The 12380-nt window shown below is 68.2% G+C and carries 9 protein-coding genes; 3 read left to right on the top strand and 6 right to left on the bottom strand.

The window, feature by feature from the left end; genetic code table 11:
- The first annotated feature begins 2 nt into the window (after window positions 1–2).
- Window positions 3–1358, top strand: a complete 1356-nt coding sequence (locus ACWPKK_RS02540) for a M16 family metallopeptidase (RefSeq protein WP_452000835.1) — start codon at window positions 3–5, stop codon at window positions 1356–1358.
- Between the two features lie 167 nt (window positions 1359–1525).
- On the opposite strand, the gene ACWPKK_RS02535 is transcribed toward ACWPKK_RS02540, so the two are convergent.
- On the bottom strand, window positions 1526–1693 hold the full coding sequence (locus ACWPKK_RS02535) for a hypothetical protein (RefSeq protein WP_310114708.1): 168 nt from the start codon (window positions 1691–1693) through the stop codon (window positions 1526–1528).
- Window positions 1694–1898: 205 nt separating this feature from the next.
- Between ACWPKK_RS02535 and pgi the strand changes: the two genes are divergently transcribed.
- Together pgi and ACWPKK_RS02525 are read left to right on the top strand one after the other, a co-directional pair.
- Window positions 1899–3563: a glucose-6-phosphate isomerase gene (gene pgi, locus ACWPKK_RS02530; RefSeq protein WP_452000833.1), complete on the top strand. Its 1665-nt coding sequence runs from the start codon at window positions 1899–1901 to the stop codon at window positions 3561–3563.
- Window positions 3564–3714: 151 nt separating this feature from the next.
- Window positions 3715–3969, top strand: coding sequence for a hypothetical protein (locus tag ACWPKK_RS02525; protein ID WP_085088340.1), 255 nt, complete (start codon window positions 3715–3717; stop codon window positions 3967–3969).
- Window positions 3970–3973: 4 nt separating this feature from the next.
- Here ACWPKK_RS02525 and ACWPKK_RS02520 read toward each other — a convergent pair whose 3' ends face one another.
- From ACWPKK_RS02520 to ACWPKK_RS02500, 5 genes are all read right to left on the bottom strand, one after another.
- Window positions 3974–4879 (bottom strand): LysR substrate-binding domain-containing protein, encoded by a 906-nt coding sequence (locus tag ACWPKK_RS02520; RefSeq protein ID WP_452000831.1) that lies wholly within the window; start codon window positions 4877–4879, stop codon window positions 3974–3976.
- 214 nt (window positions 4880–5093) lie between these two features.
- A complete protein-coding gene (locus tag ACWPKK_RS02515) occupies window positions 5094–6290 on the bottom strand; it encodes an acetate/propionate family kinase (RefSeq protein ID WP_452000829.1) in 1197 nt (398 codons plus the stop codon).
- A 14-nt stretch (window positions 6291–6304) separates the two neighbouring features.
- On the bottom strand, window positions 6305–7693 hold the full coding sequence (locus tag ACWPKK_RS02510) for a bifunctional enoyl-CoA hydratase/phosphate acetyltransferase (RefSeq protein WP_324865443.1): 1389 nt from the start codon (window positions 7691–7693) through the stop codon (window positions 6305–6307).
- 593 nt (window positions 7694–8286) lie between these two features.
- On the bottom strand, window positions 8287–10518 hold the full coding sequence (locus ACWPKK_RS02505) for an ATP-binding protein (RefSeq protein ID WP_452000828.1): 2232 nt from the start codon (window positions 10516–10518) through the stop codon (window positions 8287–8289).
- 279 nt (window positions 10519–10797) lie between these two features.
- Complete coding sequence (locus tag ACWPKK_RS02500; RefSeq protein WP_452000826.1) at window positions 10798–12234, bottom strand: ATP-binding response regulator; 1437 nt, start codon at window positions 12232–12234, stop codon at window positions 10798–10800.
- Between the last annotated feature and the right edge of the window lie 146 nt (window positions 12235–12380).

Here is a 12380-nt window from a genome sequence, read left to right as displayed (position 1 = left end):
GGATGAGCGTGCGTCACTTCTCCATGCGGACGGGCGTCGCCGCGTTCCTGCTCACCGTCATCGCCCTCCTCTCCCCTGCCCAAGCCATGGACATCAAGCGCGTGGTCAGCCCCGGCGGGATCGAGGCGTGGCTGGTCGAAGACCACAAGGTTCCGGTTCTGGCGATCGAATGGGCCTTCGAAGGGGCCGGCGGCACCGATCCGAAGGGCAAGGAGGGGCTGGCGAACCTCGCCTCCACCATGCTCGACGAAGGGGCCGGTCCCTACGACTCACAGGCCTTCCAAGCGCGGCTGCAGGACAAGGCCATCGCGCTGGGCTTCGATGCAGGGCGCGACGGGTTCAGCGGCTCGCTGCGCACCCTGACCGAGCATCGCGACGAGGCGCTGGACCTGACCCGGCTTGCCCTGACCGAGCCGCATTTCGCGCCCGAAGCGCTGGACCGCATGCGGGCCTCGATCATGGCCAGCCTGCGGCGGGATCTCGCCGACCCCAACTATGTCGCGCGCCGTCAGTTCTACGCCACCGCCTTTCCCGATCATCCCTATGGCGGCGAGGTGCGCGGCACGCTGGAAACGCTGCCCACCGTCACGCCGGACGATTTGCGCGCCTTCGTGAAGGGCCAGTTCGGCCGCGACCGGCTGGTGGTGGCCGCCGCCGGCGACATCTCGCCGGAGGACCTCGGCAAGGCTCTGGACCGGGTGTTCGGCACGCTGCCGGCCAAGACCGAGGCGCCGGCGATCACCGACGTGACGATGTCCGGGCTGGGCCAGACCATCCTGCTGCCGCGCCCGACGGCGCAGACCGTCATGCTGATGGGCCAGCCGGGCGTGAAGCGCGACGATCCCGACTGGTACGCCGCCACGGTGATGAACTATGTGCTGGGCGGCGGCGGTTTCGGCTCCCGCCTGATGGAGGAGGTCCGGGAGAAGCGCGGGCTGAGCTACGGCGTCTACAGCTACCTGATCCCGATGGATCATGCCGCCGTGGTGATGGCCGGCGGCTCCACCGTCAACGCCAAGGCCGGACAGGCGCTGGACATCATCCGCCAGGAATGGGCGCGCATGGCGAAGGACGGCCTGACCGACCAGGAAATGGCCGACGCCAAGACCTATTTGACCGGCTCCTTCCCGCTGCAGCTTGGCTCGACCCAGGCCATCGCCCGCGTCCTGCTGCAGGTGAAGCGGGACAAACTGGGCATCGATTATCTGAACCAGCGCGACCGCTACATCAACGGCGTGACCCAGGCCGACATCAAGCGCGTCGCCCAGCGCCTGCTCGACCCGGCCAAGCTGCTGACCGTGCTGGTCGGCAAGCCGGAAGGCGTGACGCCGACGCGGACGGTCGACGGGGGGAGTTGAGGGGCGTTACAGCTCCGGGTGCCCCCTCCCCATCCCTCCCCCGCGTTGCGGGAGAGGGGGCAGGACTCTTGGCGGCATGGTTTCAATCGCGAAGCGGCGGCAGTCCCCTCTCCCGCGAAGCGGGGGAGGGTTAGGGAGGGGGCAAACCCGCTCCGAAGCCCCTCCCCTCACGCCAAATCCGGCTGGCTCCCCGGAAACCGCGGATCGCTCGGGTCGACCGGGCTGCCGGGCACCTTGCCCGGGATGATCCCGACCTGATCCGGCCGCGCGGCATCGTCGCGGTCGCGTTGCTCCTCGCGCTCTTCCAATGGCGGGGTAACGGGTTTGTCCGACATGGCGTCCTCCTGTTGCGGATCCTCCGATCCACAACACCCAACGCCCCATCTCGGTTGCACCCCTGGCCGGCACGCATAGGCCGTTAAGCTGCGCCGACTGCCGCGTTTTGGCCCGTGGCCGTTGCCGATTGTCGGTGCTAGGCTCCCCACGCCCCGCAGATGGGCCGCGTCAAAGGACCGCTGACGTCAAGGAGTCCAAAGCATCATGACCGCGCTGACCCGTTCCCCCTCCCATACGCCGGCTTGGGCCGCTCTCGCCCGGCACCGCCAGGACATGGCCGGCACGCACATGCGTGACCTGTTCGCCGCCGATCCCGGCCGGTTCAAAGCCTTCTCGATGGAGGCCGCGGGGCTGTTCCTCGATTATTCGAAGAACCGCATCACCCGGGACACGGTCGGCCTGCTGCTCGACCTCGCCCGCCAGCAGGATGTCGAGGGTGCCCGCGCCCGCATGTTCGGCGGCGAGCCGATCAACCTGACCGAAAAGCGCGCCGTGCTGCACACCGCGCTGCGCAACCGCTCCGACCGCCCGGTGACGGTGGATGGCCGCGACGTGATGCCCGCCGTCCGCGCCGTGCTGGAGCGGATGGACGCCTTCGCCGCCTCCGTCCGCGACGGCGAATGGCGCGGCTACACCGGCCAGCCGATCACCGACGTGGTGAACATCGGCATCGGCGGCTCCGACCTCGGGCCAGTGATGGCGACGGAAGCGCTGAAGCCCTTCGCCCATGCCCATGTCGCGCTGCATTTCGTCTCCAACGTCGACGGCACCCATCTGGCCGAACAGCTGAAGTGGCTGGATCCGGAGACGACGCTGTTCGTCATCGCGTCCAAGACCTTCATGACGCAGGAGACGCTGACCAACGCCCATTCCGCCCGCCGCTGGTTCCTGGAGACCGCAAAGGACGAGGCGCATGTCGCCAGGCATTTCGTCGCCGTCTCCACCAACGAGACGGAGGTGCGCAAGTTCGGCATCGACCCGGCCAACATGTTCGGCTTCTGGGATTGGGTCGGCGGCCGCTACTCGCTGTGGTCGGCCATCGGCCTGCCGATCATGATCGGCATCGGGCCGGAGCGCTTCGCCGAGATGCTGGCCGGCGCCCATGCGATGGACGAGCATTTCCGCACCGCGCCGCTGGAGCGCAACATGCCGGTGCTGATGGGCCTGCTGGGCGTCTGGTACCGCAATTTCTGGGACGCCTCGTCCTACGCGGTGCTGCCCTACGACCAGTATCTGCACCGCTTCCCCGCCTATCTCCAGCAGCTGGACATGGAGAGCAACGGCAAGTCGGTGACCCGCGGCGGCGAGCCGGTGGACTACCAGACCGGCCCGGTGCTGTTCGGCGAGCCCGGCACCAACGGCCAGCACGCCTTCTACCAGCTGATCCACCAGGGCACCTCGCTGATCCCCTGCGACTTTATTGCGGCGGCGACCACCCATAACCCGATCGGGGCCGAGGCCGGCGCCCATCACCGCATCCTGCTGTCCAACGTCTTCGCCCAGGCCGAGGCGCTGATGCGCGGCAAGACCGCCGACGAGGTGCGGGCGGAGATGACCAAGGCCGGCAAGCCGGCGGATGAGGTTGAGGCGCTGGTCCCCCACCGCGTCTTCCCCGGCAACCGCCCGTCCAACACCATCATGATCCAGAGCCTGACCCCGGCGACGCTGGGCGCCCTGATCGCGCTGTACGAGCACAAGGTCTTCGTCCAGGGCATCGTCTGGGACATCAACAGCTTCGACCAGTGGGGCGTCGAACTGGGCAAGCAGCTGGCCAACACCATCCTGCCGGAGATGGAGAGCGGCCCTGCCGAGGGTGCGCATGACAGCTCCACCACCGGGCTGATGGCATGGTGGCGGGCGCACCGGTAGGCAACGGCCCGGCTTACGCCAAGTAATTGTATGTATACGAACGCTATCGGGCGAGTCGGTCCTCTCCCGATGGCGTTCGGAACATTGCGGCTGCGTCTTGGTTGAAGTGGGAAGCGGTCTTTGCACCAATCCACTTCAGCGGAGCAGCACCATGTCCACCCGTTTACGCCTCGCCATCCTGATCTACGGCATGATCCAGGGTGTTGTCTTCGGCATCGGCACCGTCCTGGTCCTGGCGGTGCCCAGCTTTTCCGAGCAGGCGATGACGCTGATGCCGACCGTGGTGATCCTCAGCATCGTGCTTGCGGCCCCCATCGCCTGGTTCGTGGCGCCGCGGATGCGCCTGCGCTTCTGGCAGCGCCGGGAAGAGCGGCAGCAGGCGCCGCGTCGCGTCACCCTGTCCTAATCGCTCAGTCTGTGCCGTCTTCCGCGACCATGGCGAACAGCCAGTCGCGGAAGGCGCGCATGGTCGGCGTCTCTGGCCGTGATTTCAGCGCGGTCAGCCAGTAGGCGCCCTTGCATACGGTGACGGCGAAGGGCTGCTCGATCAAGCCAAGCGCCAGCGGCCGGCGGAACATCGATACCGGAGCCAGCGCCACCCCGGCGCCCTGGATCGCAACCTCCACCATCAGGGAGGAGGAGTCGAACACCGGCCCCTTGACCGGCGGCATGGCCGAGGGCTCCACCCCGGCGGCGGCGAACCAGCCCGGCCATTCGTCGGCCCGGTAGGAACGCAGCAGGGTCTCGCGGCCGACATCGGCCGGTTCGCGCAGGCGGCGGGCGATCTCCGGCGCGCACAGCACAGACAGCGGCGCGTCGAACAGGCGGACGGCGTCGGTGCCATGCCAAGCGCCGTCGCCGAAGCGGATGGCGTAGTCCAGCCCCTCAGCCGCGATGTCGACGCGGTTGTTGTTGGTGGACAGGCGCAAATCGACGAAGGGATGTGCCTCGCGGAAGCGCGTCAATCGCGGCAGCAGCCAGCCGACGGCAAAGGTGCCGACGGCGCCGACCGTCAGCACCTCGCGGAACCGTCCGCCCTCGAACTGGTCGAGCAGCTCGCCGATGCGGTCGAACGCCTCCTCCAGAGTCGGCAGCAGCGCCCGGCCCTCGTCGGTCAGGGCGAGGCCGCGCGGCAGGCGGTGGAACAGGCTGGCGCCCAGCCGCTCCTCCAGCAGCTTGACCTGATGGCTGACGGCGGCCTGGGTGACGCACAGCTCGATGGCGGCGCGGGTGAAGCTGAGATGCCGCGCCGACGCCTCGAAGGCGCGCAGGGCGTTCAACGGCAGATAGGGGCGGACCACGGGTTCCCCGGACAATGCTGGGTGTCTGGGGGCGTGCTAGCACCGAATGGGGGGTGGGCTCCAGGGGGATGTGGGGGCGTGTTGGCTTCGAAGGCCCCCCACCCTGACCCTCCCCCGCTGGGCGGGGGAGGGGACAAGTGCTTAAGCGGAAAAGCTGCGGCAGTCCCTCCCCCGCCCAGCGGGGGAGGTTAGGTGGGGGCATCGTCAGCCGACCCCCTCCCCAAACATCTCACCGCCCCGTCAGCACCTTGCGCGTGTGCAGCGCGATCATCCGTTCCTCGTCGGTCGGGATGACATAGACCGGCAGGCGGCTGCCGGGGGTGGAGATCTTCGCCGCGTTGGCTTCGTTGGCCGCCGCGTCGATCTCCACGCCCATCCAGGCCAGCTTGTCGCCGACCCGCGCCCGCACCGGGGCGGAGCGTTCGCCGATGCCGGCGGTGAACACCACCGCATCCACCCCGCCCATCGACGCAGCCAGCGCGCCGGTCTCCTTGGCGATGCGGAAGCAGAACAGTTCCACCGCCTCCTGCGCATGCGGGTCGCTGCTGTCGAGCAGGGCGCGCATGTCGTTGGAGATGCCGGAGACGCCGAGCAGGCCGGACTTGTTGTACAGCATCTTCTCGATGCCACCGGCGTCCATGCCCTTGCGCATCAGGTAGATCAGCACGCCGGGGTCGATGGTGCCGCAACGGGTGCCCATCGGCAGGCCGTCGAGCGCAGTGAAGCCCATGGTGCTGTCGACGCTGCACCCGCCATGGATGGCGCACATGCTGGCACCGCTGCCGAGATGGGCGACCACCACCCGCAAGTCGCCCAGTTCCGGCGCGATTTCCGGCAGGCGGCGGGCGATGTACTCGTAGGACAGGCCGTGGAAGCCGTAGCGGCGCACACCCTCCTCCGTCAGTTCCCGCGGGATGGCGAAGGTCTGCGCCTGCCAGGGCTGGTTGCGGTGGAAGGCGGTGTCGAAGCAGGCGACCTGCGGCAGCTCCGGATGCGCCTCGGCCAGCGCGCGGATGGCGGCGAGGTTGTGCGGCTGGTGAAGCGGGGCGAGCGGCACCAGACCGTCCAACTCGTCCAGCAGGGCCGGGGTCAGCAGCACCGGGGCGGCATGGCGGACGCCGCCATGCACCACACGGTGGCCGGCGGCGATCAGCGTCGCCCCTTCCAGCCGTTCCTCGATCCAGCCGAGCAGGTAGGACAGCAGCGCCGTGCGGTCGCTGGCCTCACCGGCTCCCCAGCTCTTGTCGGCGAGCGGACGACGCTGGGCGTCCTTGGCCTCGAACACCGGCTGGGTGCCGATGCCCGAGATCTGGCCGTTGATGGTGACCACCGGATCCCCGTCGCCATGATCCCGGAACACCGAGAACTTCAGGCTGGAGGAGCCGGCATTGATGACGAGGATCGCGTTGGACGTCGCGTTGGACATGGCCCCTGCCCTCCTCACTCGGCCGCGGCGGCGGCACCGCGGCGGCGGGCGGCGGCCGACAGGACGGCCACGGCGCAGGATGCCAGACGGGTGCGCACATTGTCGGCGCGGCTGGTCAGGATGATCGGCACGCGGGCACCCAGAACGATGCCGGCGGCATCGGCATGGGCCAGGAAGGACAGCTGCTTGGCCAGCATGTTGCCGGCCTCCAGGTCGGGGACGAGCAGGATGTCGGCCTGCCCGGCCACCTCGGACTTGATGCCCTTGGTGATGGCGGCCTCGCGGCTGATGGCGTTGTCGAAGGCCAGCGGGCCGTCCAGGATGCCGCCGGTGATCTGGCCGCGGTCGGCCATCTTGCACAGGGCAGCGGCTTCCAGCGTCGAGGCGATCTTGGTGTTGATGGTCTCGACCGCCGACAGGATGGCGACGCGCGGAACCTCGGTCCCCAGCACCTTGGCGAGGTCGATGGCGTTCTGGACGATGCTGACCTTGTCTTCCAGCGTCGGGTAGATGTTGATCGCCGCATCGGTGATCAGCAGCGGACGCGGGTAGGTCGGGACGTTCATCACGAAGACGTGGCTCAGGCGGCGGCCGGTGCGCAGGCCGGTCTCCTTCCTCACCACCTCGCCCATCAGCTCGTCGGTGTGCAGGCTGCCCTTCATCACCGCCTCGCACTCGCCGGTGCGGGCCAGCCGCACGCCGGTCTCGGCGGAGGCATGGCTGTGGGCGACGTCGACGATGCGGTAGCGGGAGATGTCGAGACCGCAGGCGTCGGCGACGGAGCGGATCTTGGACTCCGGACCGACCAGCACCGGATCGATCAGGTTGGCCTCGGCGGCCTCGACGGCGCCGCGCAGCGAGCTTTCGTCGCAGGGATGGACGACGGCGGTCGGCACCGGCGGCAGCGACTCGCACTTCTTCAGCATCAGTTCGTGGCCGTCATGACGGATCACCTGCACCTGCGGCAGTTCCGCCGCGGCGCGGCAGAACTTTTCCGTCGGGGCGATCACCTCGGCAACGCCGGTCGCGACCGTCTTGCCGTCCTGGTTGGCGGCGAGGCAGTCGAAGACGACCGTCTTGCGCTCCGCATCCTTGGACTTGGCGGTGACCGTCACGGTGACGATGTCGCCCAGCAGGACCGGACGCTCGAAGCGCAGATCCTGGCCGACATAGACGGTGCCCGGGCCGGGCAGCAGCGTGCCGAGAACCGCGGAGATCAGCGAACCGGACCACATGCCGTGCCCGACCACCTTGTGGTCGGCGGTGTAGTTCTCGTCCACATGGGACGGGTTGAGGTCGCCGGACACCGTCGCGAACAGCTCGATGTCGGACATGGTCAGCCGGCGCGACAGGCTGGCCTGCTGGCCGATGCGGATTTCCTCGAACGTGACGTTTTCGATCATGGGGCTGCCGTTCTTGCCGGTCGGAACGATGCCGCTGCGGCCCGCCGGAACGGCGGAGAAGGCGGCGGTGACGGTGTCCATCTCAAAGCTCCTCAAAAGGATCGCGGCGCCCGACCAACGGGTCGCCGGACGGACGAAAGCCCGTCCGCAGGCGAACCCGTATGCCGGAGACCGGGACGGATGCCCCTGGGATGGGGCACCCGTCGCCGCGGCAGGCCGTATCCTCCCAATCCCGGTTCCCGTGCCGCGGCGCCCGCTGGGGCAGGCCGACGGCGGCGGGCCGGAACCCGTCTTGTTGGGTCCCGCCGAAGCGGAACCTTCACTCCCCAAGGATTTTCCAAGGAGTGTGCTTGTGCGAAAGAAATAGCCCCCATGGGCAGGGGACCCAATGACCTACATCAATAAAGTTACCAAGCTATTGTTGCAGCTGGGTTACTGAGTTCGTTTCGGAGCGGTGAGCGACCGCAGCATAACCGAAACTTGCGCGTCCGCGGACGAGAAAAGCGGACCCGTGGGGAAAACTGCTCCCATTGCGCGTTGCGGCATGGCCGACGTGGCGGCAAGGACCGGACTGCGGGTGCCTGGCCGTCCGTTCACTCCGCGGCAGCCGCGCAGGGGCAATGCTGCACGAGGCGCGGGACGCTGACGGTAAAGACGGTGCCGTGCCCCACCCGCGACCGCACGGCGACGGGATGGTCCAGCATCTGGGCCATGCGGCGGACGATCGACAGCCCCAGGCCCAGGCCGCGCCCGCTGTCGCGCTGGTCGGTGCCGCAGCGGTAGAAATCCTCGAAGATCGCCGTCATCTCGGCTTCGGCGATGCCGGGACCGGTGTCCCAAACCTCGATGGACAGGCGGTCGCCGCCTTCGCCCTCGCAGCGGCGGCGGCAGCCCAGCAGGATCCGCCCTTCGGTGGTGTAGCGCAGGGCATTGACCAGCAGGTTGCGCACCATCCGCTCCAGCAGGATCGGGTCGCTGCGCACGCGCACCGAACAGGGCACCACCCGCAACTCCAGTCCGCGGTCGATGGCCTGATCGCCGATCTCGATCGACAGCCGTCCAAGGATGTCCTGCACGTCGAAATCGACGACCCGCGGCTTCACGTTGCCGACCTCCAGCGCGGAGGTATCGAGGAGGGTGGACAGCAGCGTGTTGCCGGCGCTCAGCGCCTCGCCCAGCTTGTTCGCCACCTCCACCTGCTGGGGATCGTCCAGCTTGCTCAACAGGATGTGATGAAACAGGCTCATCGCCTGGAAGGGCTGGCGCAGGTCATGGCTGGCTGCGGCCAGGAAACGGCTCTTGGCCTGGTTGGCGCGCTCCGCCTCGGCATGGGCGCGGGCAAGGGCCTCGCGGATTTCGACCGACTCCGTCATGTCGACCGCGGCACAAATGATGCCGCAGACCGCCCCGGTGTCGTCGCGCATCGGCTCCACCGACAGGTCCAGCGCGCGGCGGATGCCGTTATAGGTCATCTCCACCTCGCAGCGGGCGCCGATTCCGCGCTCCATCACCGACCGCTTCACCGAAATCAGCCGGTCGGCGTCCTGCGGGAACAGCTCGGCGTCGGTACGGCCGATCATGCGTTCCGGACGGAAGTCCGGCTGCGGGCAATAGACCCACAGATGCCGCAGGTCGAGGTCCTGGGTGAACAGCGTCACCTTGGAATGGCGCAGGGCCATCCGGAACCGCTCCTCGCTTTCACGCAAAGCGCGGGCCATGGCGGCGCGGGCGCGCGCCTCGGTGCGCAGCAGGCGCTTCGTCCGCGCCTCGCGCAGTACATAGGCCACGGCACCGGCGGTCAGAAGGAGCCCGCCGATCAGCATGGTCCAGGCCAGCCGGTCGTCGGCGCTGAACAGCCGCACGGCCGCCGGCACCACATACAGCCGCCACACCCGACCGCCATAGGCGATGTCGCGGACGATGGCCCGCGTTGCCGCCTCCCCGTTCAGCTGCTCCACCGTCAACGGCCGGATCGGAGGATGCGGAAGCTCGCCGGGACGGCTCAACGCCCCTTCGGCGGCAAGCAGCCGCGGTGTTCCCGCCTTCGGGTCCAGCAGATAGGCGTCGCCAACGGTCAGCCCCACCCGCAGAACCGCATCGCGCAGCAACTGGTCGACGTCGAAGCTGGTCCACAGGAAGCCGGTCAGGACATCGCAGACCGTTCGTGCGGCGAACCGCTCCTCCCCGGCATCGACGTCGCGCGAATAGACCGGCAGGTAGATCAGCGCGGAATCCGGGCCGAATTCCGCCCGCAGCGGCTCTCCTTCGGCCGCGACCACGCGATTGGCGGCACAGGATCGGACCAGCACGTCGCGCTGCCCGGGCAGGCTGGCCATATCCAGACCGATCAGGCTGGCCGCCGATTTGGGTTCGGCAAGCACATTCACGAACCGGTCGGCGCCGGGTTCCAGCTCCGCGTCCTCGGCGGCATAGCGGACGGCGAAGGACGTGTGGCCGGCCGACCGCATCGCCCGCTCCAGCAGCGGCAGGTCGCGTTCGGCCATCCGCCGTGACCAGACGACGGCACGGAGATTGGGATAGAGCGGAATCAGGGGTTCGGCCGCCGAGGAGAAGCTCGCCTCCGTCACCGGCTCCGGTCCGGCCATGGGGCCGCTCAGCGCCCGCAGAAGGACGCTCTGATGGTCGAAGCGGGTCTTGAGTTCATCATGGAGTTGGATCGCCTGGCGGTCGGCCAGGGCATGTTCGGCATCGCTGGTCGCGGCACGGATCAGAAGGAAAGCACTGAGGGATAGGAACAGGCCGGCAAAGACGATGGCTGGAACTGCCGTGCCCGCCCGTCCGTCTCCCCGATATCGCCGGTTCATCCGATAGCCCTCCGTCCCGCCCATACCCGATCATAGCGAGGGAAAGACATAAATGGGTATGTGAAAGATCCCAATCAAACGAAAGAGGGATGCGGCTCTAACCATCGGGGGATCGGAAAGCATCGAAAGAAGGGATCGCCGAGAGATCTCTGTCGCATTTTGCCGCATTCTTGCGGCCTCTGTTTCAGAAAAGTCATTGCGCTTCAGAAACGATTAACACCCCCTTCCTCTACCCTTCACATGCCCTGCCGAATCACCGCAGATTTAGAGTCAATATTATCAAAGCGGATCGCGCCCAAGGAGGCGGATGACCGCCGCACGCAAGGCGAGCGGTGCCACCGGCTTGTGGAGCAGCGGATAGCCGGACAGGCGCGCCTCGCGCAGACGCTTGGGATCGGTATCGCCGGTCAGGATCATGCCGGGCACCGGACGGTCGAACAGCTTGGCGATCTGACGGATGGCGACGATGCCATTTGCAGCTCCCTTCAGCCGCAGGTCGGAAATGATGAGGTCGAATCGGTCAGGCGTCGGGCCGATCCGTTCGACGGCGGCGTCATAGGATTCCGCACCCACCACGCTGCACCCCCATTGGCTCAGCAGCGCTTCCAGTGCCGCCAGCACCATCGGATCGTCCTCGATCACCAGGATGCGGGTCCGGCTGATGTCGGCCGCACCGCTGTCCGGCGCGGCTGCGGCAGGCGGCTCCTCCCTGTCGCCACTTTCCGCCGCCTCGACGGAGCGGGGAACGATCACCGCGAAGACGGTGCCCCGCCCTTCCGCCGAACACACCTCCAGTCCGAAGCCGAGTTTGCGTGCCAAGCCGCGGACCAGCGTCAGGTCCAGCCCCAGAGTGCCGGAGCCCTCCCCGGCCGGACGCGCCAGTTCCGCCCTCAGCGCCTCCAACCGCTGCGGGGACAGACCGCGTCCACTGTCCCACACCTCGATCCGCAGGCAGTCGCCGCGGGTGCGGCAACCGACCAGAACCCGGCCATGCACCGTAACGCGCAGGGCATTGGCGACCAGCCCATGCAGCAGGCGCTCCAGCAGCGCGGAGTCGGTCCGCACCATCGCCGAACAGGGCATCACGCTGAAGCGCACCCCGCGGTCGGCGAAGCGCGGCGCCACGTCCAGCGCCAGCCGCATCAGGACCCCGTTGACGGCGTGGGTACGGACGTCCGGCTCGACCAGACCGCTTTCCAGGCGGACCAAATCGAAATGACCATCCACCATGCTGCGCATGGACTCCACCGCCTGGGCCATCGAGTGCAGCAGGTCGCGCCCCGACCGCTCCGCCGCGCCCGTGCGGCCCTCCTTCAACCGGCCGTCCAGCGTGCCGATCAGCAGGGACAGTGCCGCCAGGGGCTGGCGCAGGTCGTGGCTCGCCGCAGCGAACAGGCGCCCCGCCGGATCGCGCATCGGCGGTACGGCCGGGACCGGGGCGGGAATGTCCACGGATGCGGAAGCAGAGACGGGGTGGGTGGTGGAGGATGTGAGGTCGGCGAGCCGCCACACCGCCCCGCCACCGGCCAGCGGGACAACGATGCGCGCCGGCCCGGCCCGCTCCTCCAGGTCGGCGGACGGCATCCCGGCCGCAAGGCGGCCGTCCAGACCCGGCAAGGCTTCGGCCGCCGGAGACCAGTCGGCCAGCCGCCCGTCTAGGCCGAACACCAGAATCGGCGGCGCCGAGCAGTCGGCATCGTCTTGGCTGCCGTTCATGGCCACACCTGCATCCAAACCATAACGCCCCGGCATCGATCACGCTGTGGAGTTACCAGAGTATGGAAACCATCGCCCGCTGCAAAGCCCGCCATTGGGCAGAGCTTACGCGAAGATCATGACGCACCGCGCAATCATACCTTTTG

It is taken from the genome of Azospirillum largimobile, from assembly GCF_977007025.2.
This window is presented reverse-complemented; position numbering and strand designations above follow the sequence as displayed.